We start from the raw sequence: 22,372 nt of genomic DNA on the forward strand, positions 1-22,372 counted from the left end.
CAGGACCACGAGGGGCAAGAGGGGAACGACATGTACCGCACACTCGGCATCGACCTGGGAACCACCAACTCCGTGGTGGCCCACCTGCGCCGGGGCGAGCCGGAGATCATCTTCAACCGGCAGAACCAGGAGGCCACGCCCTCCGTGGTCGGCAGCGGCCGCAAGGGCGAGCTGCTGGTCGGCTCGACCGCGCGCAGCCGGGTCGCCATCGACGGCGCCAACGTGATCCGCTCGGTCAAGCGCTTCATGGGCCGCAAGTTCAAGGACCCGCAGGTCCAGGCCGCCCTCAAGGAGGTCGACTACAAGGTCACGGCGGGCACCGACGGCGACGTGAACGTCTGGTTCAACGGCCGCTCCTACACCCCGATCGAGATCTCCGCGATCATCCTGCACCGCCTGAAGGAGGACGCCGAGCAGCGCTTCGGCGAGCCCTTCCACCGGGCCGTCATCACCGTCCCCGCGTACTTCGGCGAGCGGCAGGTCGCGGCCACCCAGGAGGCGGGCCGGCTGGCCGGCCTGCACGTGCTGCGGATCATCAACGAGCCGACCGCCGCCGCGCTCGCCTACGGGATCACCGCCGAGGCCGGCGACGAGGGCCGGACAGTCCTGGTCTACGACCTCGGCGGCGGCACCTTCGACATCTCCATCCTGCTGCTGGTGCCCGGCTCGGTCTCGGTGCTCGGCATCGAGGGCGACAACCTGCTCGGCGGCGACGACTTCGACCGCGCCATCACCACCGCGCTGCTGGAGGACATCCGGGAGGAGTACGGTGCCGACTACCAGCCCGACCTGCGGGACCGGCCGAAGATCGCCTCCACCGCCGAGACCATCAAGATCGAGCTCTCCCACCAGGAGGCCTCCGAGGTGATCCTGCCCGGCCTCGGCGCCGGCCAGCTGGTGCTGGAGACGGAGTTCGAGCGGGCCCGCTTCGAGGAGCTGATCGAGGCCCAGATCGAGCGCACCATCGAGCTGACCCACAAGGCCATCATGCAGGCCAACCTCACCGTCGGGGACATCGACGAGGTGGTGCTGGTCGGCGGCTCCACCGCGATCCCGCTGGTGGCCCGGCGGCTCGGCGAGGTCTTCGGGCCGCGCCGGATCCGGCGCGGCGTCAACCCGATGCAGTGCGTGGCGCTCGGCGCGGCCGTCCAGTCCGCGCTGGTCGGCGAGGTGGAGTGCCCCGAGTGCCGGGCCCCCGGCGACCTCTCCGCCTCCAACTGCGCCAACTGCGCCACCTCGCTGCTCGGCGGGCCCCGGGTCTCCTGCACCGGCTGCCACATCCCGGTCGACGCCGAGGCTGCCTCCTGCCCCAAGTGCGGCCAGGAGGCGGGCGCTTCGGCCACCGGAGCGGGCATCCCGGCGCAGTCCCAGGCGGCCACCGTCGTGCGCAGCGACAACTGCCCGCGCTGCGGCACCCCGGCCGCCCCCGGCGTCACCGCCTGCGAGCTGTGCGGCGAGGCGCTCAACTCCGCCGCCCCCGGCGGGACCAGGGTGGCCTCGACCGCCGCCGAGGACGTCGGCCTGCGCTGCGCCGCCTGCGGTGTGGTCAACCCGCCCGGCAGCGAGGTCTGCCAGGGCTGCGGCGAGCTGATGCAGGTCACCAACCCGTTCGACATCACCCCGAAGAACCTCGGCATCGAGCTCAATGACGGCCGGCTGGCCGTCATCATCCCCAAGAACACCAGCTACCCGACCGGTTCGCCGGTCAGCCGCGAGTTCGTGGTCTCCGGCAGCGGCCGCCAGCGGCTGGAGATCGCGGTCTACGAGGGCGAGCACGAGATCGCCCAGCAGAACGAGCTGATCGGCCACCTGACCCTGCGCCTGCCCGCCGGACTCGGCGGCCGCACCCCGGTGGAGGTGTCCTTCGGTCTCGACCGGGACCGCACCATCACCCTGTCGGTGCGGATCCAGGGCGGCGGCGAGAAGACCGTCAAGCTGGAGCGCGTCACCCTCGACCCCGAGCTCAAGGTCCAGGTCGAGGAGCAGCAGCGGCAGATCGAGACCTTCACCGACCGCTGGGGCGGCGAGCTCACCGAGGCCGAGATGCGCGAGGCGCAGCGGCTCATGGACAGCCTGGACGACCTGGCCGCCGGCCAGACCCGTGGCCAGTCGGTGGACGAGGCGCTGGAGCGGGCCCAGCGCCAGCTCAAGGCGCAGCGCTGGGTACGAGGCTCGGAGGCGTACCTGAGCCTGTTCCTCCACTACTGCGAGAAGCACCTCGACCCGAGCGACCTCGACCGGCTGCGGTCGGTGGCCGCCGAGCTGCGGCTGCGCCGCGAGGCGGCCGACTGGGAGGGCGCGATGCGCGCCGCCCAGCGGGCCGACGAGCTGTGCGACTCGCTCGGGCACACCTTCCGGATGCTCACCATGTGCAACGTCTACGTCAACCAGAACATGGTCTCGCCGGCGCTGGCGCAGCGGATCATGGCCGAGCTGCGCGGGCTGGACGAGGCGGTGGAGTCGGCCAACATGGAGGCCGCCAACCAGCACAGCTCGGCCCTGCTGGCGCTGTACGCGCAGGCGCAGCGGGAGCTGGGCAGTGAGCCGCTCGCGGAGTCGCTCGGCCCCGTCCGCCCGGAGGAGGCCGGTCCGCGATGAGCTCCGACGTGACTCCGATCGGCGGGCCGGCTGCCGACGTGCCGCCGATCGAGGTGCTCTGCCCGCAATGCGCCGTCCCGGCGGACCCGCAGGGCCTGCGCTGCCCGTCCTGCCGGGAGGACCTGGCCGCGCTGGTCCGGCTGCGTTACGCCGCTCGGATCGACTACAACCGGGCGCTGGACGCGCTGGCGGCCGGCGACGGGGCGTTCGCGCTCGGGTTGCTGCACCGCGCGGTGGCGGCCGAACCGGGGCTTGAACCGGCCCGGGACCTGCTGGAATCACTGAGCGTGTCCGGGTCCTGCGGGCCGCGGTCGGGGGAGCGGGAGGGCGACACGCCCGCTGAGTGACCAATTCGGGCTTCCCGGCCTGCCGTCGAGTTCGATCGGTGCGAGTGTGATCGTCACATGGAAGTTCGCCACCCTCCCAAGGAGTGACGCAATGCGTCTTCGTACCACCCTCGCCGCCACCGCGCTCGCCGCGGTGGCCGTCCTGGCCGGTGCCGGCACCGCTGCCGCGGGCGACGCGACCGCGAACGGTCTCGCCTTCGGCTCCCCCGGCGTGCTCTCCGGCAACCAGATCCAGATCCCGATCAACTTCGAGGCCAACGTCTGCGGCAACTCGATCGGCATCATCGGCATCCTCAACCCGGCCATCGCCAACACCTGCGTCAACGGCTGACCCGACTGCTGGGGCTGATCCGACTGCTGGGGCCGTCCGTCGAACCCGACGGGCGGCCCCAGCGCCGTGTCCGCACCCCCGTTCGGGGGTGGCGGCGCGGGCGCGGGACCGCGACCATGGTCCCCGACCCGCACGCGCCCACCCAGGAGTCACACCGTGCCGATCATGCCGACCCCGCGCAGCTACTCCTCCGGCGCCTCGGACGTCCCGCTGCTCGGGGACACCATCGGGGAGAACCTCGACCGCGCGGTGCGCGCCTTCCCCGAGCGGGACGCCCTGGTCGACCGGGCCACCGCCCGCCGCTGGACGTACGCCGAACTCGCCGCCGACGTCGAGGCGCTGGCCCTCGGCCTGCTCGACCTCGGGCTCGCCAAGGGCGACCGGGTCGGCATCTGGGCGCCCAATTGCGCCGAGTGGACGCTCACCCAGTACGCCACCGCCAGGCTCGGCGCGATCCTGGTCACCGTCAACCCGGCCTACCGCTCGCACGAGTTGGAGTACGTGCTGAACCAGGCCGGTGTCCGCCTGCTGGTCGCGGCCGAGCGCTTCAAGACCTCCGACTACGCCGGGATGATCCGGGAAGTGCGGCCCCGCTGCCCGGAGTTGGACCGGGTGGTGCTGCTCGGCGGTCCGGACTGGGAGGCGCTGCTCGCCGCCGGGCGCGGCGCCGACCCGGCCCGTCTCGCCGAGCGCGAGCGGGAGTTGTCGCCCGACGACCCGATCAACATCCAGTACACCTCCGGCACCACCGGCTTCCCCAAGGGTGCGACGCTGTCGCACCACAACATCCTCAACAACGGTTACTTCGTCGGCGAGTTGCTCAGGTACACCGATCAGGACCGGATCTGCGTCCCGGTGCCCTTCTACCACTGCTTCGGCATGGTGATGGGAAACCTCGCCGCCACCTCCCACGGCGCCTGCACGGTGATCCCCGCCCCCTCCTTCGAGCCGGGCGCCACCCTGGCCGCCGTCGCCGCCGAGCGCTGCACCTCGTTGTACGGGGTGCCCGCCATGTTCATCGCCGAACTCGCCGACCCCGACTTCGCGCGCTACGACCTCGGCAGCCTGCGCACCGGCATCATGGCGGGCGCGCCCTGCCCGGCCGAGGTGATGAAGGACGTCATGGGCCGGATGGGCATGACCGAGGTGGCCATCTGCTACGGCATGACCGAGACCTCGCCCGTCTCCACCCAGACCCGCGCCGACGACTCGGTCGACCGCCGGGTGTCCACCGTCGGCCGGGTCGGCCCGCACCTGGAGGTCAAGGTGGTCGACCCGGCCACCGGCCGTACCGTCCCGCGCGGTGAGCCCGGCGAACTCTGCACCCGCGGCTACTCGGTGATGCTCGGCTACTGGGGCGAGCCCGAGCGCACCGCCGAGGCCGTCGACGCCGCCCGCTGGATGCACACCGGCGATCTCGCCGTGATGGACGAGGACGGCTACCTCGCCATCACCGGACGGATCAAGGACATGGTCATCCGCGGCGGCGAGAACCTCTACCCGCGCGAGATCGAGGAGTTCCTCCACACCCACCCCGACATCCTCGACGTGCAGGTCGTCGGCGTGCCCGACGCCGCGTACGGCGAGGAGCTGATGGCCTGGGTCCGGATGCGCGAGGGTGCCGAGCCGCTCACCGCCGAGGCCGTCCGCGCCTACTGCACCGGCCGCCTCGCCCACGTGAAGATCCCGCGCTACGTGCACGTGGCCGAGGAGTTCCCGATGACCGTCACCGGCAAGGTCCGCAAGGTCGAGATGCGGGAGGCGGCCGCGCGCATCCTCGGGCTGTAGGGCTTGTCCCGCCATGCGCGTCGCATCAGCGCGCGGCGGGAACGGTGGGACAAGCCCTACGGCGCACGGTCCTGGCATGACCACGCACACCTTCGGCCGCGGCCTCGCCGCGGACTCCGTCCTCGCCGGTGGTGCGGGTCAGCGGGGCAGTGCGTCCAGCCAGTCGATGAGCAGTCGGTTGACCTCGGCGGGGCGCTCCTGCTGGATCCAGTGACCGCAGCCGTCGAGGAGGTGGGAGGAGAGCAGGCCCGGGAGGGTGACGGGGTAGGCCTCGATCGCGTCGGCCAGCCAGGTGGTGGAGGCGTCCCGGGTGCCGCCGAGGAACAGGGCGGGCTGGGTGACCGGGGCGCCGTCGAAGGCGGCGAGGTCCGCCCAGTCCCGGTCCATGTTCCGGTAGCGGTTCAGCGCACCGGTCAGACCGGTGCGCTCGAACTCCCCGGCGTAGACGTCGAGGTCGCGTTCGCCGAGCCAGCCGGGCAGTGGACCGGTGGGGAAGCGCTCGCGCAACGTGCCGCCCCGGCGGACGAAGTGCGGGTCGGGCGCGTCGGGCCCGGGCATGGTGTCGGCGGACAGCGCGGCGTAGAAGCCCGCGAGCCAGCCGCGGACGTCGGGTTCGATCTCGGCCTCGGCCCGGCCCGGCTCCTGGAAGTAGGACACGTAGAACTCCTCGGCACCGCCCATCGCGGCGAAGAGCTCGCCGGGCCGGGGACCGCCCCGCGGCGTGTAGGGGACGCTGAGCAGGCCCACCGCGCGGAACACCTCCGGCCGGAGCAGCGCGCTGTTGGCGGCGATCGTCGCGCCCCAGTCGTGACCGACCACCACCGCCCGTTCCTCGCCCTCTCCCTGGCCCTGTTCCCGGCCCAGGGCGCGCACCACCGCGGCGTTGTCCTCGACCAGGTCGAGCATCCGGTAGGCCTCCGGGGCGGCGGGCCGGGAGGAGCGGCCGTAGCCGCGTACGTCCAGCGCGACCGCGCGGTAGCCCGCCGCGGCGAGCGCCGGGAGCTGGTGGCGCCAGGAGTACCAGGACTCCGGGAAGCCGTGCACCAGCAGCACCAGCGGCCCGCTGCCCTGCTCCACCAGGTGGATCCGGCCCCCGGGTGAGGGGACCAGCCGGTGCCTGGGCTCCGTGTCGTGCCGTGTCATGCGTCCTCCTGAACCGTCGGTCTGCCGTGCGCCGGTCTCGCCGCGTGCTGCTCGTCCCGTGTGCTCGCCGCGTGCTGCTCGCCGCGCCGATCACATCGCGTGGTGCTCATCCGTGGCGCCACCGGCCTCCCGTCGATCGTGGGGGACGGCCCGCGCGGCGGGCGAGAAACTTTGCCGTTTCGGCAAAACACCGGACTGCCGTTCCGGGTCCCCCGCGCCTCGGGCAGGCCTCGACGGGTCGAGGACGGCCGCCGCCAGGTGTTCGCGGAACCAGCGGTGTCCCGGGTCGGCCGCGTTGCGGGGGTGCCAGGCCATGCCGAGATCGAGCGGCGCCAGGTCGAGGGGGATCGGGAAGGTGCGCAGGCCCAGGGCGGCGATCGTGTCGGGCAGCCAGTCGGCCAGGCTGAGCGCGATCAGGTCGGTGTCCCGGGCGAGCATCATCGCGCTGGTGTGGCTGGGGACGACGGCCGCGACCCGGCGCCGCAGCCCCAGCTCGGCGAGCGCGGTGTCGATCGGTCCGAGCCGCTTGCCGAGCCGGGAGACGCCGATGTGGTCGGCCGCGGCGAACCGGCGGGCGGTGATCCGCCCGTCGAAGAGCGGATGGTCGCTGCGCGCGACGCCGACCAGCGGCCCCCGGGTGAGCGGCCGGGTCCGGATCTCCGGGTCCAGGTGCCCGAGGACGCCCAGTTCGACGTCGACCCAACCCTGCCGCAGCGCGGGGCCGCCCTCCATGGCCTCCGGCAGGAAGACCACATCCACGTGCGGGGCCTCGGCGTGGATCCGCTCCGTCAACGCCCCGGCCAGCCCGACCAGCAGCAGATCGGCGGCCTGGACGGTGAAGGTGCGCTGGAGGTGCACGGCGTCGAAACCGGCCCCCGGCCGCAGGACGTTGTCGCAGCCGCGCAGCAACGCGCCGACCTCGTCCCGGAGTTCGACGGCGCGCGGGGTCGGCACCAGCCCTTGGCCCGCGCGGACCAGCAGCGGGTCGCCGACGGCGCGGCGGAGCCGGGCCAGGCTGCGGCTGACCGCCGCGGGGGAGGTGCCGAGCCGCTCGGCGGCGCGGGTCACGCTGTTCTCCTGGAGCAGGGCGTCCAGGACGCGTAGCAGGTTGAGGTCCATGGTGGGGGCTCCTGAACTGCAGTTTTGCGTCTGGGGCAAGGATCTTCTGCCAATCCTTGCATTGCTGCGGCACCGTCGTGCGCGGAGAGTGGAACTGCCCGCAGATCGCGCGGCAACCACCACCTCCCGGGCAAGGAGTCCGCTGTGCAGCAGTCCCCCCTCGATCCGCCCCGGGCCAGCCGGGAAGGCGATGTCCTCGCCGTCGTCAGCCAGACCGGGCCGACCGTCTCCTTCTTCGACGCGGCCTCCGACCGGCACCTCGGCACCCTCGAAGTCCTCGCCGAGCCGCACGAGTTGTGCTTCGACCCGACCCAGCGCCTGCTGTGGTGCGCCACGGCCTACCACTCCGGCTACTACCACGCGAACACCGGCCGCCGCACCGAACTGACCGTCATCGATCCCGACACCCGCCGGATCGTCGAGGTCGTCGACCTCGCCCCCGAACACGGGCCGCACGGACTGGCGTTGGACGCGGCACGCCGCCGCCTCTACGTCAGCGTGGAGGGTTCGGCGGACCGCCCCGGCGGCGTCGTGGTCATCGACACCGAGACCCGCCGGCCGATCGGCCGGATCGACACCGACGCGCCCGGCCCGCACTGGTTCGCCATCGACCCGGCCGGGCGGATCGGCTACGCCACCAACAAGGAGGCGCCGTTCGTCTCGATCGTCGACCTCGAACGGGGCGTCCTCACCGCGAAGGTCGAGGTGCCGGGCAGTGAAGGGCTCGCCGTCTCGGCCGACGGCACCCACGCCTTCGTCGCCGCGCCCTACGCCGGCTCCGCCATCGCCTCCTCCGGCTCCGACGCCGATGCCCCTGACCACGACCGACCGGTCACCGGGATCCGGGTCGTCGACGCCCGGACGGCGGCCGTCGTCGACACCCTGCCCACCCGGGACATCGTCCTGCCGGTGCACCTGACGTCCACCGGAAAACTGCTCGTCGGCGAGGTGCGGATGGCCCCCGACCCGGCGTCCGGGCTCGGCCGCCAGACGCCCGGGCGGCTCACCGTCTTCGCGGCCGACACCCGTCGGCGCCTCGGCCAACTCGACGTGGGGCTCTTCCCGTTGACCATCACCTCGTCCCCCGACGGCCGGCTCGCCTACGTGTCCAACCTCGTCTCCTCCACCGTCGACATCGTCGACCTGGAGACCTTCCAGGGCCTCGGCCGACTGGACATCGCCAAGCGCGGAGAAGCCGGCGCCCACGGCCTCGCCTACATCCCCCGCCCGTCCTGATCCCCGCACCCACCCCGCGGCCTCGCGCCGGCGCCCCTCCGCCGGCGCGAGGCCGTCCTCCGGTGCTCAGACCCGGAGCCCTACCACGGGACGGTCTCGCCATGGAGATCCAGGAACTGCAGGCCGGGGGCGCCGGCCTGCGCTTCGAGGACGTCGACGACGGCCGGGATGCTCTCCTCGGGCGCGAGTGGTGCGTCCGGTCCGCCGAGCTCGGTCCGGTTGTGGCCGGGGTCGATGAGCAGCTTGGTCTGTCCGTCGCCGGCGTGGCGGGCGGCGTAACTGCGCATCAGCTGGTTGAGCGCGGACTTGCTGGCCCGGTAGAGCTCGTAGCCGCCCTGGGTGTTCCGCGAAATGCTGCCCTGCGAGGAGGACATGACCGCGACGGTTCCGCCGGGCACGACGAGTCCACGGAGGGCTTCGAGGACGCGCAGCGGACTCAACGCATTGGTGACCATGACCTCGGTGAACATGTCGGTCGGGACCTCGCCGATGGGCTGGTTGCCCAGGTTGATCGCGGCGTTGACGAAGAGCAGGTCGAGTCGACGGCCGTCCAGGCGCTCGCGCAGCGCGGCCAACTGTTCGGAGCTCGTCATCTCCAGTGACTCGACCTCCAGTCGTCCCTTCCAGGCATCGGCACGAGCGTGCAGCTCGCCGCCGCCCCGGCGGGCCGTGGCGATGACGTGCCAGTCGCGTCGAGCGAGTTCGTCGGCGAGGACGAGCCCCAGCCCGCGCGAGGCACCGATGACCAGAGCTCGGCGGTCGGTCGTGGTGGACACATGAACTCCTTGGCGGTGGGGGACTTTGTCTAGACGAGCCGTTGCGTCTGGATAATCGCACGGAACTGCTGACGGGTACTGTGTTTCGCATGCCCGCCACGAGATCCCAGCCCCGCAGGCCGCACTCCGGCAGCCGACGCGACGAGGTCGCACGTCTGGCCGTGCTGCATGCCGCTGACGATCTGCTCGCCGAGCACGGCTTCGGCGACCTGACCGGGTCGACGATCTCCCGCGACCTGGTGGACGCCCTGGTCGACGACCTGCTCAGGCCCCGCCCGAATTGAGCGCCCGCTCGACGCCGAGGTCGGCGCGAGCCGTGCGGACGACGACGGCCGGCGAGGGTTTCTCCCCTCGCCGGCCGTCGGTGTTCACGGAAGTCAGCGGGCGCCCCAAGCCTGGTCGGTGGGAACGACCTCGCGGCCGAGCGGCATCAGCGAGATCGGGATCATCTTGAGGTTGGCCCAGCCGAAGGGGATGCCGATGATCGACAGGAACAGCGGGATGCTGGTGATCAGGTGCGCGATCGCCAACCACCACCCGGCGAAGATCAGCCAGATGACGTTCCCGATGCACGACGCCGCTCCGGCGCCCGGCTTCTCCACCGTGGTCCGGCCGAACGGCCAGAGGATGAACCCGGCGATCCGGAAAGAGGCGATGCCGAATGGAATGGTAATGACGAGCAGGCAGCAGATAATTCCTGCAACTGTATAAGCAATTGCCATCCAGATGCCGCAGAAAAGCAGCCAAATGACATTGAGAATGAATTTGAGCACCGTCATGGATGGTACCTTCTCACGTTTGGCGGCCTGCAGCTACGTCTGTGCCATGCCCGGCCGCACGCGCGTCTACTCCCTTAGGGGACGTTCCTCAGGGTGCCGTCCGGGTCGGGGCGCCTGGTCGGGGGCGGTTCGGCGGCTCGACTCCCGATGCGGAGGGCAGGGTGGGCGGCGGCCGACTCGGACAGGTTGTCGAGTGTTGCCTTCCCCTTCGCGGTGGTGCTGAACGAAGGCGTGCCGATGATGCCGTTCGCGGTGTAGCCGGCCATTCCCAGGGTGAGCAGACGCGGCCGTTCGGGGGCGGAATGGTCGGCGCCGTCGATTCGCGACCCGCCGCCGGCCTTTTGATCTTCGGCGGTCGGGAGGGCATGGCGCGCCCGGCCCTCCCCGGCGCGGCCGGGGGTTGCAGCTCGGGATACCCTGTGGGGGTACGTGGTGGCGGGATCGGTCGGGAGGTGGACCATGGTGGAGCCGCGTCCGGCCGTCCCCCGGGCCCTGCGACTGCTCCTGCTCGCCGCGCTGCTGTTCGGCGTCGTGACGATGCACACGCTCGGCCATCCGACCGCGGGCGGGCACGGAACGGACCACGGGCCGGCCCGGCACGCCGTGAGTGCCGGTCACCTGGTGGGTGCCGAGGAGATGGCGCACACCGCGGCGGCCGACGGCATGGACCCGATGGCGGTCTGCCTCGCCGTCCTCGCCGGCTGGACGCTGCTGCTGCTCGTCGCCGGCCCCCTGCTGCGCCACAACGGCGATGCCGCCGCCGAGGTCAGGGCCCGGCTGCTGCGGGCCGTTCGCGCGCTGCCCCCGCCCGAAGGCGGGCGGATACTCCTCACCCGGCTGTCGGTGCTGCGTCAGTAGGCGCGCGCCCGCCGTCCCCGGTCCGCGCCCGGCGCGGACGGGACGGCCGTCGCGACGTCCTGCTCATCCACACCCACCGCACGAGGTGCACTCCGTCATGCGCACACCCACCCGTCGCACCGTGCTCGGCGCGGCGCTCGCCGCCGCCGGCACCGGTCTGCTCGCCGCCTGCTCCGCCGATCCCATGAAGGGCATGGACCACCGGGGGGCCGCCCCCACCACCCCGGGCGGCTTCGTCGCCCCCGGCGGCCCCGAGGTCGCCGCCGCCGAGGCGCGGCGCACCCCCGGTCCGGAGCGCAAGGTCGCGCTCACCGCCACCGAGACCACCCTCGACCTCGGCGGCCGCACCGTCCGCAGCTGGGCGTACGGCGACCGCCTGCCCGGCCAGGAGGTGCGCGCCACCGTCGGCGAGACGCTCGCCGTCAGCCTCGCCAACCACCTGCCGCAGCCCACCTCGCTGCACTGGCACGGCCTCGCGCTGCGCAACGACATGGACGGCGTGCCGGGCGTGACCCAGGCCGCCGTCAAGGCCGGGGCCTCCTTCGACTACCGCTTCGCGCTCGCCCACCCGGGCACGTACTGGTTCCATCCGCACTCCGGCGTCCAGCAGGACCGCGGCCTGTACGCGCCGTTGATCGTCGAGGACCCGAAGGAGCCGCTGCGCTACGACAAGGAGTGGGTCGTCGTCCTGGACGACTGGCTGGACGGCATCGACGGCAGCACCCCGGACGCCGTCCTCGCCGAACTCGCCCAGGGCATGGGCGGGATGGACCACTCCGCGACGGACCGACCCACGACGGACCGACCCACGACGGGCCACTCCACGATGGACCACTCCACGATGGACCACTCCACGATGGGCCACGACATGTCCGGGATGCCGGGCATGGCCGGCGGCGGCACCCCGAGCGGTGCCGCCGGCCCGTCCCGGATGCTGATGGGCGCCCGCAGCGCCCTGCTCGGCGGCGACGCGGGCGACGTCGGTCACCCGTTCCACCTGGTCAACGGCCGCCTCGCGACCGCACCCGAGACCTTCACCGCCAAGCCCGGCGACCGGGTCCGGATCCGGTTGATCAACGCGGGCGGCGACACCGCCTACCGGGTCGCGCTCGGCGGCCACGAGCTGACCGTCACCCACACCGACGGCTTCCCGGTCGAGCAGGCCACCACCCAGGCGCTGCTGCTCGGCATGGGCGAGCGCTACGACGTCCTGGTCACCGTCAAGGACGGCGTGTTCCCGCTGACCGCGCTCGCCGAGGGCAAGAACGCCACCGCACTGGCCCTGCTGCGCACCGGCGGCGGCGCCGCGCCGGACGCCTCGGTGCGCCCGGCCGAGCTGGACGGCAGGCTGCTCGGCGCGGCGCAGCTCAAGGCCGACCCGGGCGTGCGGCTGCCCGCCAAGGCGCCGGACCGGACGGTGACACTGGAGCTCACCGGCGGCATGGCGAAGGCCGACTGGGCGTTCAACGGCCGCACGTACGACCCGGCGCAGCGCCATCCGGTGGCGGCGGGGGAGCGGGTGCGGCTGGAGTTCCGCAACAGCACGAGCATGTGGCACCCCGTCCACCTGCACGGCCACACCTTCGCGCTGGCCGGTGACGGGCCGCGCAAGGACACCGCGATCGTGCTGCCGGGCGCGACCCTGGCCGTCGACTTCGACGCCGACAACCCGGGCCTGTGGATGGTGCATTGCCACAACGTCTACCACGCGGAGACGGGCATGATGACCGTTCTCGGCTACCGGGCCTGACCCCGGAGGCCCTGAGGTGCCGGGCCGCGCCCCGGCCCGGCACCCGGCCTCCGCTCCCGCCCGCCGTGCCACCCGCCGTGCCACCCGCCGTGCCACCCGCCGCGACCTGCGGAGCAATGACGTTTTCTTAACGCGGGGCGATGACGTGTCCTTAACGCCGGTCGCATAGCCTGTCGCACTGCCGTCGCCCGACGGCGCTTTTACGGGGTCTTTAAACAAGAGGTGCAAGGTGGTTTCGTCGGGTTCGACGGACGCGACGACGGCGGAACCGTCGTCGGCGCGAATACGGTTGCGCGGCTGGTTGCTGGAGGACGTGTCGGCGGCCAAGCCCGCCGGTGCGGAGGGCGCCGAGGGCGCCGAGGGCGCGGAGCCGGGGGACGCCGGGGCGAACGGTGCGCAGGGGGCGAACGGTGCGCACCAGGGTCAGCGCTGGTGGCGGGTGATGTGCCTGACCGGCCTCGACTACTTCTCCACGCTCGGCTACCAGCCGGGTATCGCGGCGTTGGCGGCGGGTGTGCTGTCGCCGATCGCGACGATCGTGCTGGTGATCGTGACGCTGCTGGGTGCGCTGCCGGTGTACCGGCGGGTCGCGCAGGAGAGTCCGCGCGGTGAGGGCTCGATCGCGATGCTGGAGCGGCTGCTGTCGTTCTGGAAGGGCAAGCTGTTCGTCCTGGCGCTGCTGGGCTTCGCGGCCACCGACTTCCTGATCACCATCACCCTGTCCGCGGCCGATGCCAGTGCCCACCTGGTGGAGAACCCGCACCTGACCGGCGTGCTGGGCGGCAAGCAGGTCCTGATCACCCTGATCCTGGTCGCGCTGCTCGGCGCGGTCTTCCTCAAGGGCTTCAGTGAGGCCATCGGCCTAGCCGTCGTGCTGGTCGCCGTCTACCTGGTGCTCAACGTCGTCGTCGTCGCCGTCGGCATCTGGAAGATCATCCAGGCGCCGCACGTGGTCACCGACTGGACCAGCGCCCTCACGGCCCAGCACGGCAACCCGGTCATCATGGTGGGCGTCGCCCTCGTCGTCTTCCCCAAGCTGGCCCTGGGCCTGTCCGGCTTCGAGACCGGTGTGGCGGTCATGCCCCACATCCAGGGCGACCCGGACGACACCGAGGCCAACCCCACCGGCCGCATCCGCGGCACCCGCAAGCTGCTGACCACCGCGGCCGTGATCATGAGCTGCTTCCTGATCACCACCAGCTTCATCACCACGCTGCTGATCCCGGCGGACCAGTTCAAGCCCGGCGGCGACGCCAACGGCCGTGCGCTGGCCTACCTCGCCCACCAGTACCTGGGCGGCGGGTTCGGCAGTGTCTACGACCTGTCCACGATCGCGATCCTGTGGTTCGCCGGCGCCTCGGCGATGGCGGGCATGCTCAACCTGCTGCCGCGCTACCTGCCCCGGTACGGGATGGCGCCGCACTGGGCGCGCGCGGTGCGGCCGATGGTCATCGTGCTGACCCTGATCGGCTTCCTGGTGACCTGGCTGTTCGACGCGGACGTGGACGCCCAGGGCGGTGCGTACGCCACGGGTGTGCTGGTGCTGATCAGCTCGGCCGCCATTGCGGTGACCATCGCCGCGTACAAGGCCAAGCAGCGCGGTTGGACCACGGCCTTCGCGATCATCGCGGCGATCTTCCTCTACACCACCGTGCTGAACGTCGCCGAGCGCCCGGACGGCGTCAAGATCGGCGCCTGCTTCATCGCGGGCATCATCCTGGTGTCGCTGCTCTCCCGGCTCAAGCGGGCCTTCGAACTGCGCGTCACCGACGTGGTGCTGGACGACGTGGCGGAACGATTCGTCAGGGACTACGCGCACCGCCCGCTGCGGCTGATCGCCAACGAGCCGACCAACCGGGACGTCGCCGAGTACCGCGACAAGATCCGCCAGATCCGCGCCGACAACGACATCCCCGGCGAGGACGACCTCGTCTTCGTCGAGGTCACCGTCCGCGACGCGTCCGACTTCGAGGCCGAGCTGACCGTGCGCGGCGAGGTGCTGCACGGCCGTTACCGGGTGCTGACGCTGGAGAGCTCCAGCATCCCGAACGCGCTCGCTGCGCTGGCCCTCACCATCCGGGACCGCACCGGGCAGCAGCCGCACCTCTACTTCGAGTGGACCGAGGGCAACCCCTTCGCCCAGTTCCTGCGGTTCTTCCTGTTCGGCCAGGGCGAGGTGGCCCCGGTCACCCGCGAGGTGCTGCGGGAGGCCGAACCCGACCGCAGCCGTCGTCCGCGCGTCCACGTCGGCTGACCCCCGCCGTACCGCTCGCCCAGTGCCGCCAGGCCCGCCCGATCGCAACGGATCGGACGGGCCTGGCGGCGTTCTGAGCGGGCGGCGCGGGTGGGTCAGGACGGCAGGCGCAGGACCGCACCCGGCTGGATGAGGTCCGGGTCGTCGCCGATGGCGTCGCGGTTGAGCGCGTAGAGGGCGGGCCAGCCGCCGGGGACGCGCAGGGTGTCGGCGAGGTCGGCCAGGGTGTCGTTCTCGCGGACCGTCCACTCGCCGGCGGCGCCCCCGCTGGTGGTCGGGGGCGCGGCCGGTGGCGGCAGGGCGACGTCCCGGTCCCGGTCCCGGCCGTGGTCCCGGCCGTGCTCGTGGTCGTGGCCGTGCTCGTGGTCGTGGCCGTGGTCGTGGCCGCGGGCGGCGCGGGCGCCGCAGACCGGCCAGGGGGAGAGACCACGCCGCTCGGCGAGGTGCCGGGCCACCGCGATCTGCTCCTCGCGGCTGGCGAGGTCGGGGCGCGGGGCGTAGGCGAGCCCGCCGTGCTCGCGCCAGGTGGGGGCGTCGAACTGGAGGCCGCCGAAGTAGCCGTTGCCGCTGTTGACGCGCCAGTTGCCGTTGCTCTCGCAGGCCGCCACGCGGTCCCAGTCGTACCTCCCGCCGTCGGGTCCCCCGCCGGGGTCGGAGCCGGTGGCGCGACCCGGGGGCGCGGCCTGGGCCGCGGGGGCGGCGAGGGCCACGGTGAGCGCGCACAGGGCGGCGGCGGGGACGAGGCGGCGTAGACGAGCGGTGGCAGGCATGGGCGGCTCTCAGATTCGGGAACAGAGCGTGCACCGCCCGGAGGCGGCGCACACCCACCGACGCACGCCGGGTGGGGCGCACCACTGCCGACACGTCCGAAAGGTCACCCGCTCGGCCGCCGTGGACCACCCGGGTGGCCCGCGGCCATCCGGCCCCGCCCGCCGTTCCGGAACCGTAAGGCCGGGCGTCGCCGCTGCGGGCCCGGCGGCTCCTACAGTGGCCGGGACGTCTCCGAGGAAGGGTACGAACGATGACGATCGATCAGGGAGCCGGCGCTCAGCGCGCCGAACTGGGCGTGATCGGTGGCTCAGGGCTCTACGCACTGCTCGACGACGTGACCGAACTGCGCGTCGACACGCCGTACGGGCCGCCCAGCGACGCGGTGTTCCTGGGCGAGGTGGCCGGCCGCCGGGTCGCCTTCCTCCCCCGGCACGGGCGCGGCCACGGCCTGCCGCCGCACCGGATCAACTACCGGGCCAACCTGTGGGCGCTGCACTCCCTGGGGGTGCGCCAGGTGCTCGCGCCGTGCGCCGTCGGCGGGCTGCGCCCGGAGTACGGGCCCGGCACGCTGCTGGTGCCGGACCAGTTCGTCGACCGCACCTCCGGCCGGGTGCAGACCTACTACGACGGCCTGCTGCTGCCGGACGGCGCGCTGCCCGAGGTGGTGCACGTCTCGATGGCCGACCCGTACTGCCCGGCCGGGCGGCCGGCCGCGCTGGACGCCGCCCGGGACGCGGCCTGGGAACCGGTCGACGGCGGCACCCTGGTGGTGATCGAGGGCCCGCGCTTCTCCACCCGCGCCGAGTCCCGCTGGTTCAGCGCGAACGGCTGGTCGGTGGTCGGCATGACCGGCCACCCGGAGGCCGTCCTGGCCCGCGAACTCGGGCTCTGCTACACCTCGTTGGCGCTGGTCACCGACCTCGACGCGGGCGTGGAGAGCGGCCAGGGCGTCACCCACACGGAGGTGCTGGAGGTCTTCGCCGGGAACGTCGACCGGCTGCGCACCGTGCTGTTCAAGGCGCTGGAGAGCCTGCCCGTCGCCCGGGACTGCGGCTGCTCGCGCGCCCTGGACGGGCTCACGACGGGTCTGCCGGGCGTTTCGTCGGGCGCCTGAGCCCCGGCCGCCCGCCCCCCGGTCGCCCGCCCCCCGGTCGCCCGGCCCCTGGGCGGCCGCCCGCCGGGTGCCCGCCCCTCGGCCGGTGCCGCCACCGCCGGGCCAGCGCGAACAGCAGCGCCGGCCCGGCGGTGACGGCCAGCACCAGCAGCCAGTTGCGCAGGTACGGCAGTGGCAGGACGGAGGCGTTGCCGTGGTTCTCGCCGTCCCGCAGCACCGCCGGCAGCGCGACCGCGCTCACCGCCGCCGCGACGACCAGCCAGCCGCGCAGCACCCACCCCCGCGCCAGGGCCGCACCGACCAGGCAGACCAGCGGCACCCAGAACCCGTCGTGCAGCAGCACCGCGCCCACCGCCCAGACCAGCACCCCCCACGGGTCGGTGATGTAGGAGTCGGTGAGCAGCCCGGCCAGGCCGTAGCCGATCAGGGCGAGCCCGCCGAGCAGCAGGACCGCGCGCAGCCACCGGGACATCAGATCACCTCCAGACGCGCGACCCACTTGGTCTGCAGCACACCCGGCCGGTTGGGCGCGATGATCCGCGCCGGGAAGCCGTGGTCCGCCGCCAGCACCTCGCCGTTCACCCGCAGGGCGAGCAGCGTGAGCGGGTCGACGGCGTACTCGGCGGGCATCTGCGTCACCCGGTAGGGGCCCTCGACCTCCAGCGAGGTGACCCGCAGGCCCGAGCCGGCCGGGGCGCCGGCCCGCACCAGCAGATCGGCGACCCGGACCCCGGTCCAGCGCGCCGAGGCGCTCCAGCCCTCCACACAGGCGATCGGCAACTCGACCTCGTACTGCGGGAGTTGGTGCAGCTCGGCGAGGGACAGCTGGTACGGCTGCGGGCCGTCCACCCGGAGCTGCCAGTCAGCGGGCACGGTGACCGTCCCGGCCTGTGCGGCGGTCCGGTTGACCGGCAGCCCCTGCGGGCCGATGTCGGGGCGGCGCGCGGCGAGCAGGTCCAGCCGGCGCAGGAAGGGGACGGTCTGCCCGGCCGTGGTGAGCGTGACCGCGCCGACCGCGGCCGTCACGGCGGCCAGGAACGCCCGCCGCTGCGGCAGCCCGGCCGCCGGGCGACGCCAGTGCCGCGCGATCAGCGGGCCCTTGGCCGCGACGTGGACGAGCAGGCCGCCGGTCGCCAGCCAGCCCAGCCAGAAGTGCGTCTGGCGGAACGGGAACGGCCACGGGTACCACTGCAGGGTGTCGAGCAGCCCGGTGAACAGCTCCATCAGCATCGTCGCGACGAGCACGAAGATCCCGAGCCGTTCCAGCGCGTGCGCCGCGTTGCGCACCGGCGGCCACTCGAACAGCCGGGGGTAGACCGTCCACAGCTTCGCCCCGAGCAGCGGTACGGCGGCCAGGCCGCTGATCACGTGCAGCCCCTGGGTGACCCGGTAGCCGTTCACCGGGCGGCTCTGCAGGTGCGGGGTCAGCCAGTCGGGTGGGTCCTGCAGAGCGTGGCTGATCAGCCCGGTCAGGAAGCACACCAGCAGCGCCGCGCCCAACCAGCGGCCGAGCACCACGGTCGTGCGGGGATCGTGCAGCGGTGAGCGGAATCGCGGAAGGAAGTTCGGAGTCACGTGTTCATGGAACCGCCGGGCCGGCGCTTCGCGGTGCTGAGACGTGCTTACGGAATCCGAACGGTGCCACGCCGGTGCGGCCGGGCGCCGTGCTCCGGTGGCAGGGTGGGCGCGTGCCCACCCCTCTCCACCCCCTCCGTGCCCCCCTGTCGTACTGCCTGCTCGCACTCGCCGCCCTGGTCGCCGCGCTCGCCCTCACCGTCACCGGCGGCGGCACGCTCGGCCACCGCGCTCCGCTCTACGCGTGGTACACCGCGGACGCGCTCCTGTTCGCGTTCGCCCTGCTGGCGCTGCGGCGGGTGAGTGGCCGTCAGGTCGTGCCCCTGGTCCTGGCCGGGAGCATCGCCGTCGCCGCCGTCGGGCTGCTCGCCCCGCCGCGCACCAGCGACGACGCCTACCGCTACGTCTGGGACGGCCGCGTCCAGGCCGCCGGCATCTCCCCGTACGCGCACACCCCGGACGACCCGGCGCTCGCCCGGCTGCGCTCCGCCGACCTCTGGCCGGTGGACGGCGCCTGCGCGGGCTGGGACGAGCGGCGCACGGCCGCCGGGGACTGCACCCGCATCAACCGGCCCGCCGTGCACACCATCTACCCGCCGGTCGCGGAGGCCTGGTTCCTCGCCCTGCACCCCTCCGGGGGAGGCGTGCGCGGCGTCCAGGCCGCCGGCGCGCTGCTCGCGGTGGCGACGACGGGGGTGCTGCTCGTGGTCGGGCGGGGCAGCCGACGGGCCGCGCTGTGGGGGTGGTGCCCGGGCGTGGCGGTGTGGTCGGTCAACGACGCGCACGTGGACACGCTGGGGGCACTGCTGCTGGTCGCGGGGCTCGGATGCGCGGCGCGGCGTCGGGTGACGGGCGCGGGCGCGCTGCTCGGCGCGGCGGTGGCGGTCAAGCTGATCCCCGGGCTCGCCCTGCCGGGGGCGCTGTCCCGCCGGTCCGTACGGGAGAGCGCCCTGCTGCTGGGCACGGCGCTCGGGGCGTTCGCCCTCGCCTATCTGCCGTACCTCGCCGCCTCCGGCACCGGGGTGCTCGGCTACCTGCCCGGCTACCTGAAGGAGGAGGGGTACGAGCAGGGGCACCTCGACCGCTTCGGGCTGCTCGCCCTCCTCCTGCCGGACGCGCTGCTGCCGTGGGCCGCCGGGGCGGTGCTGGCCGCCGTGGCCCTGTGGGTGCTCCGGCGCGGCGACCCGGCCCGCCCCTGGGACGGCGCGCTGCTCGTCACCGGCACGGCGCTGATCGTCGTGGCGCCCGCCTACCCGTGGTACGGCCTGCTGGTGGTCGCCCTGGTCGGGCTCAGCGGCCGCTGGGAGTGGCTCGCCGTCCCGGCCGCCGCCCAGTACCTCTACCTGGCGGGCGGCATGGAGGCCCAACAGGCCGCCTACGGCGCCGCGTTGGCGTGCGTCACGGTCGGCTCCCTGCTGCGCGGCCAGGCGGGACGGCGGGTGCGCGGCAGGGTGCCGACCTACGCCGAGGGGTAGGGCCGGTGGCCGCCCCGGCGGGTCAGCGCGGGTCGAGGCCGGTCAGCATCTCCGGCAGCTCCCCACGGTGGACGACCCCGAGGCTCCTCGTCGCGCGGGTGAGGGCCACATAGAGGTCGTTCGCGCCGTGCGTGTGCGCCGCGAGGATCTCCGCGGGCTCCACGACGAGGGCCACGTCGAACTCGAGCCCCTTGGACTGGGCGGCGGTCAGCAGGACGACCGGCGAGTCCAGCGCCGACGGACCGTCGGTGAAGGCGGCGACGCCCGCCAACCCGGCCAGCGCGTCGAACAGTTCGGCCGGAGGGTGCGGGGCGTGGATGACCGCCATCCGGCCGCCGTCCAGCGCCGCGAGCTCCTGTTCGACGGCGTCGCGCAGCGCCGCTCCCCGGCCCTCCTCGGGCACCCGCAGGCTCCACGGGCGGATGCCGCCGCTGCGCACCGCGGTGGGCGCGGTGAGCGCCGGGTCGACCGCCCGCAGGACTCCCCCGGTGACCGCCATGATCTCGGCCGGGGTGCGGTAGTTGATGGTGAGTTCCACCGTGCGCCAGCGCCCCGCGGTGTACTCGTCGAGCGCCTCGCCCCAGGAGCTCAGCCCGGCCGGTGCGCCGGTCTGCGCCAGGTCGCCGACGATCGTCATGGAACGACCGGGGCAGCGGCGGGCCAGCAGCCGCCAGGCCATGGGGGACAGTTCCTGCGCCTCGTCCACGATCACGTGTCCGAAGCCCCAGGTCCGGTCCTCGGTCGCGCGCTCGGCCAGCGGGCGGAGCGACTCCTCGCCGCGGTACTGCCGCGCCAGCATCTGCGCGTCCATCTCGACCAGCCCCACGCCGAAGTCGTCGAGGACGAGCTTCGCGAACTCCAGCTCCGCGGCCTCGGCGGCGTCGGCCCGGCGGGCGACGGCGCCGCCGGGGAGCGGGCCGAGCAGTTCGGCGGCCTCGTCGAGCAGCGGAACGTCGTCGGTGGTCCAGCCGGTCGTCCCGTCGGTCGTCCGGGGGACGGCCTGCCGATCCGGGGCCGGCTGCGCGCGCAGGAGTGCGGCGCGCTCGGCCTCGGAGAAGTCCGGCATCGCCGTGGCCAGCAGCTCCGGGGAGCCGTACAGGGCCGTGAGCAGCCGCTCCGGGCTCAGCAGCGGCCACAGCCGCTCGGCCAGGGCCTGGAACTCGGGCTCGCCGACGAGCGCGTCGGCGAGGTCCGCGACGTCGTCCAGGTCCATGTCTCCGCCCCGGTCCCGGGCGATCCGCAGGGCCAGCTCCGAGGAGCGCCGCTCGACCAGCTCGGCGCGGGCCGCGTTGTGGGGCTTGCCGCTGCGGTGTGCGGCGGCGTGGGCCCGCTCGCAGAGCGCCCGGCCGATCTGGAGCTCCACGTGGTAGGGCGAGGTCCGGCCCACGGTGATGGTCCAGGACGTCTCCGGCAGCTGCCGCAGCCCCTCCAGCGCGGTGGCGAGGACCCGCGCCATCCGGGCGTCGCCCTTGACGGCGGCGGCCTCGGGCGTCTCCGTGTCCGTCCCGGTCACGCCCGGGTAGAGCGCGCCGATGCTGCTCAGCACGACCTCGCTCTCGCCGAGCGCGGGGAGCACCTGGTCGATGTAGCGCAGGAAGGTCGTGTTCGGCCCGATGACCAGCACGCCGCGCTTGGCCAGCCGGTCGCGGTGGGTGTAGAGCAGGTACGCGGCGCGGTGCAGGGCGACCACGGTCTTGCCGGTGCCCGGACCGCCCTGCACCACCAGCACGCCGCTGAGTGCGGAGCGGATGATCTGGTCCTGCTCGGCCTGGATGGTGGAGACGATGTCGCCCATCCGACCGGTCCGGGCCGCAGTCAGCGAGGCGAGCAGGGCGCCCTCCCCGCTGAGTTCGGCGCCGTCCCGGCCCTGCGGGGAGCCCACGCCGAAGGCGTCGTCGTCGAAGTCGACGACGGTCCGGCCCTTGGCCCGCAGGTGGCGGCGCCCCACCACCGCGCCGGGCGCGGCGGGCGTCGCCCGGTAGAACGGCTCCGCGGCCGACGCCCGCCAGTCGGTGAGGACCGGCTCGTGGTCCTCGTCCGACAGGGCGATCCGGCCGATGTACTGCCGCTCGCCGTCGGCGCTCTCGATCCGGCCGAAGCAGAGCCCGTACTCGGCGGCGTGCAGTTCCGCCAGCCGCCGGGTGTGGTGGATCTCCAGGGTGTCGCGTTCCATGCGGGACTGGGCCGTTCCGCCCTTGTCCCGGAGGTGGACCTCGCGCAGCCGGGTCGTCGCGAGTTCGCGCTGGGCTTCGAGGCGGTCGTACAGCTTGCCGACGTACTCGTTCTCCGCGCGCAGTTCCTCGGCCCGCCAGCCGGCGGTGGCGGCGGAGTCGAGTGCGGGCGAGGACGAGGGCGAGGGCGAGGGCACGGACGGTGAGGCGGGGGAGAGGGGCAAAGCTGACTCCATCGGTTCTGGATCTCGGGTGGTTCACACGGGCGCGGGAGCCCGCTACCGGCC

At 73.4% G+C, this 22,372-nt stretch carries 19 protein-coding genes and 1 pseudogene; 11 read left to right on the top strand and 9 right to left on the bottom strand.

What is annotated here, in order from left to right; translation table 11 throughout:
• The first annotated feature begins 30 nt into the window (after positions 1-30).
• The 4 genes from P3T27_RS20065 to P3T27_RS20080 all read left to right on the top strand — a co-directional run bounded on the left by P3T27_RS20065 (position 31) and on the right by P3T27_RS20080 (position 5,064).
• The gene (locus P3T27_RS20065; protein ID WP_280680457.1) at positions 31-2,598 is read left to right on the top strand and encodes an Hsp70 family protein; all 2,568 of its coding nucleotides are present in this window, start codon (positions 31-33) and stop codon (positions 2,596-2,598) included.
• On the top strand, positions 2,595-2,945 hold the full coding sequence (locus P3T27_RS20070; protein ID WP_280680458.1) for a hypothetical protein: 351 nt from the start codon (positions 2,595-2,597) through the stop codon (positions 2,943-2,945). The genes P3T27_RS20065 and P3T27_RS20070 overlap by 4 nt, the downstream gene beginning before the upstream one ends.
• Before the next feature lie 91 nt (positions 2,946-3,036).
• Positions 3,037-3,276 (top strand): chaplin, encoded by a 240-nt coding sequence (locus P3T27_RS20075; protein WP_280680459.1) that lies wholly within the window; start codon positions 3,037-3,039, stop codon positions 3,274-3,276.
• Positions 3,277-3,441: 165 nt separating this feature from the next.
• A complete protein-coding gene (locus P3T27_RS20080) occupies positions 3,442-5,064 on the top strand; it encodes an AMP-binding protein (RefSeq protein WP_280680544.1) in 1,623 nt (540 codons plus the stop codon).
• A gap of 138 nt (positions 5,065-5,202) precedes the next feature.
• On the opposite strand, the gene P3T27_RS20085 is transcribed toward P3T27_RS20080, so the two are convergent.
• Positions 5,203-6,207, bottom strand: a complete 1,005-nt coding sequence (locus tag P3T27_RS20085; RefSeq protein ID WP_280680460.1) for an alpha/beta hydrolase — start codon at positions 6,205-6,207, stop codon at positions 5,203-5,205.
• Positions 6,208-6,297: 90 nt separating this feature from the next.
• A complete protein-coding gene (locus P3T27_RS20090; RefSeq protein WP_280680461.1) occupies positions 6,298-7,326 on the bottom strand; it encodes a LysR family transcriptional regulator in 1,029 nt (342 codons plus the stop codon).
• 144 nt (positions 7,327-7,470) lie between these two features.
• Here P3T27_RS20090 and P3T27_RS20095 point away from each other — a divergent pair, with 144 nt between their 5' ends.
• Positions 7,471-8,562, top strand: coding sequence for a YncE family protein (locus P3T27_RS20095; protein WP_280680462.1), 1,092 nt, complete (start codon positions 7,471-7,473; stop codon positions 8,560-8,562).
• An 80-nt stretch (positions 8,563-8,642) separates the two neighbouring features.
• Here the strand turns inward: P3T27_RS20095 and P3T27_RS20100 are convergent, their stop codons facing one another.
• Positions 8,643-9,338, bottom strand: coding sequence for an SDR family NAD(P)-dependent oxidoreductase (locus P3T27_RS20100; RefSeq protein WP_280680463.1), 696 nt, complete (start codon positions 9,336-9,338; stop codon positions 8,643-8,645).
• Between the two features lie 89 nt (positions 9,339-9,427).
• Between P3T27_RS20100 and P3T27_RS20105 the strand changes: the two are divergent.
• Positions 9,428-9,571 (top strand): annotated as a pseudogene (locus tag P3T27_RS20105) (TetR family transcriptional regulator); the annotation flags it as partial.
• Positions 9,572-9,715: 144 nt separating this feature from the next.
• Here the strand turns inward: P3T27_RS20105 and P3T27_RS20110 are convergent.
• Both P3T27_RS20110 and P3T27_RS20115 read right to left on the bottom strand, forming a co-directional pair.
• The gene (locus P3T27_RS20110) at positions 9,716-10,117 is read right to left on the bottom strand and encodes a YccF domain-containing protein (protein WP_280680464.1); all 402 of its coding nucleotides are present in this window, start codon (positions 10,115-10,117) and stop codon (positions 9,716-9,718) included.
• Positions 10,118-10,191: 74 nt separating this feature from the next.
• Complete coding sequence (locus tag P3T27_RS20115; protein WP_280680465.1) at positions 10,192-10,383, bottom strand: hypothetical protein; 192 nt, start codon at positions 10,381-10,383, stop codon at positions 10,192-10,194.
• A 193-nt stretch (positions 10,384-10,576) separates the two neighbouring features.
• Between P3T27_RS20115 and P3T27_RS20120 the strand changes: the two genes are divergently transcribed.
• From P3T27_RS20120 to P3T27_RS20130, 3 genes are all read left to right on the top strand, one after another.
• Entirely contained in the window at positions 10,577-10,975 is a 399-nt protein-coding gene (locus tag P3T27_RS20120; protein ID WP_280680466.1) for a DUF6153 family protein, read from the top strand.
• A gap of 97 nt (positions 10,976-11,072) precedes the next feature.
• Positions 11,073-12,725: a multicopper oxidase family protein gene (locus P3T27_RS20125; protein WP_280680467.1), complete on the top strand. Its 1,653-nt coding sequence runs from the start codon at positions 11,073-11,075 to the stop codon at positions 12,723-12,725.
• A gap of 442 nt (positions 12,726-13,167) precedes the next feature.
• A complete protein-coding gene (locus tag P3T27_RS20130; RefSeq protein WP_280680545.1) occupies positions 13,168-14,979 on the top strand; it encodes an amino acid transporter in 1,812 nt (603 codons plus the stop codon).
• Positions 14,980-15,074: 95 nt separating this feature from the next.
• Here the strand turns inward: P3T27_RS20130 and P3T27_RS20135 are convergent, their stop codons facing one another.
• Complete coding sequence (locus P3T27_RS20135) at positions 15,075-15,749, bottom strand: transglycosylase family protein (protein WP_280680468.1); 675 nt, start codon at positions 15,747-15,749, stop codon at positions 15,075-15,077.
• A gap of 251 nt (positions 15,750-16,000) precedes the next feature.
• Between P3T27_RS20135 and P3T27_RS20140 the strand changes: the two genes are divergently transcribed.
• Positions 16,001-16,864 (top strand): S-methyl-5'-thioadenosine phosphorylase, encoded by an 864-nt coding sequence (locus tag P3T27_RS20140; RefSeq protein ID WP_280680469.1) that lies wholly within the window; start codon positions 16,001-16,003, stop codon positions 16,862-16,864.
• Here the strand turns inward: P3T27_RS20140 and P3T27_RS20145 are convergent.
• Positions 16,827-17,336 carry a hypothetical protein gene (locus P3T27_RS20145; RefSeq protein ID WP_280680470.1) on the bottom strand — a complete coding sequence of 170 codons (510 nt, stop codon included), beginning with the start codon at positions 17,334-17,336 and terminating at the stop codon, positions 16,827-16,829. The two genes, P3T27_RS20140 and P3T27_RS20145, sit on opposite strands and share 38 nt — an antisense overlap.
• Positions 17,336-18,439, bottom strand: coding sequence for a molybdopterin-dependent oxidoreductase (locus P3T27_RS20150; protein ID WP_280680471.1), 1,104 nt, complete (start codon positions 18,437-18,439; stop codon positions 17,336-17,338). The genes P3T27_RS20145 and P3T27_RS20150 overlap by 1 nt, the downstream gene beginning before the upstream one ends.
• 113 nt (positions 18,440-18,552) lie before the next feature.
• Here P3T27_RS20150 and P3T27_RS20155 point away from each other — a divergent pair, with 113 nt between their 5' ends.
• Positions 18,553-19,914, top strand: a complete 1,362-nt coding sequence (locus P3T27_RS20155) for a glycosyltransferase 87 family protein (RefSeq protein ID WP_280680472.1) — start codon at positions 18,553-18,555, stop codon at positions 19,912-19,914.
• A gap of 22 nt (positions 19,915-19,936) precedes the next feature.
• Here P3T27_RS20155 and P3T27_RS20160 read toward each other — a convergent pair whose 3' ends face one another.
• Entirely contained in the window at positions 19,937-22,309 is a 2,373-nt protein-coding gene (locus P3T27_RS20160) for an ATP-binding domain-containing protein (RefSeq protein ID WP_280680473.1), read from the bottom strand.
• Positions 22,310-22,372 lie beyond the last annotated feature (63 nt).

The sequence above is a fragment of the Kitasatospora sp. MAA19 genome, assembly GCF_029894125.1.
In the GTDB taxonomy this organism is placed as follows: Bacteria; Actinomycetota; Actinomycetes; order Streptomycetales; family Streptomycetaceae; genus Kitasatospora.

Bases quoted from the DNA above. Each gene is read 5' to 3' on its own strand.
- P3T27_RS20135 (WP_280680468.1), bottom strand. From the start codon at position 15,749: ATGCCTGCCACCGCTCGTCTACGCCGCCTCGTCCCCGCCGCCGCCCTG.
- P3T27_RS20110 (WP_280680464.1), bottom strand. From the start codon at position 10,117: ATGACGGTGCTCAAATTCATTCTCAATGTCATTTGGCTGCTTTTCTGC.
- P3T27_RS20120 (WP_280680466.1), top strand. From the start codon at position 10,577: ATGGTGGAGCCGCGTCCGGCCGTCCCCCGGGCCCTGCGACTGCTCCTG.
- P3T27_RS20070 (WP_280680458.1), top strand. From the start codon at position 2,595: ATGAGCTCCGACGTGACTCCGATCGGCGGGCCGGCTGCCGACGTGCCG.
- P3T27_RS20085 (WP_280680460.1), bottom strand. From the start codon at position 6,207: ATGACACGGCACGACACGGAGCCCAGGCACCGGCTGGTCCCCTCACCC.
- P3T27_RS20090 (WP_280680461.1), bottom strand. From the start codon at position 7,326: ATGGACCTCAACCTGCTACGCGTCCTGGACGCCCTGCTCCAGGAGAAC.
- P3T27_RS20125 (WP_280680467.1), top strand. From the start codon at position 11,073: ATGCGCACACCCACCCGTCGCACCGTGCTCGGCGCGGCGCTCGCCGCC.
- P3T27_RS20145 (WP_280680470.1), bottom strand. From the start codon at position 17,336: ATGTCCCGGTGGCTGCGCGCGGTCCTGCTGCTCGGCGGGCTCGCCCTG.
- P3T27_RS20140 (WP_280680469.1), top strand. From the start codon at position 16,001: ATGACGATCGATCAGGGAGCCGGCGCTCAGCGCGCCGAACTGGGCGTG.
- P3T27_RS20115 (WP_280680465.1), bottom strand. From the start codon at position 10,383: ATGGCCGGCTACACCGCGAACGGCATCATCGGCACGCCTTCGTTCAGC.
- P3T27_RS20075 (WP_280680459.1), top strand. From the start codon at position 3,037: ATGCGTCTTCGTACCACCCTCGCCGCCACCGCGCTCGCCGCGGTGGCC.
- P3T27_RS20065 (WP_280680457.1), top strand. From the start codon at position 31: ATGTACCGCACACTCGGCATCGACCTGGGAACCACCAACTCCGTGGTG.
- P3T27_RS20080 (WP_280680544.1), top strand. From the start codon at position 3,442: ATGCCGACCCCGCGCAGCTACTCCTCCGGCGCCTCGGACGTCCCGCTG.
- P3T27_RS20130 (WP_280680545.1), top strand. From the start codon at position 13,168: ATGTGCCTGACCGGCCTCGACTACTTCTCCACGCTCGGCTACCAGCCG.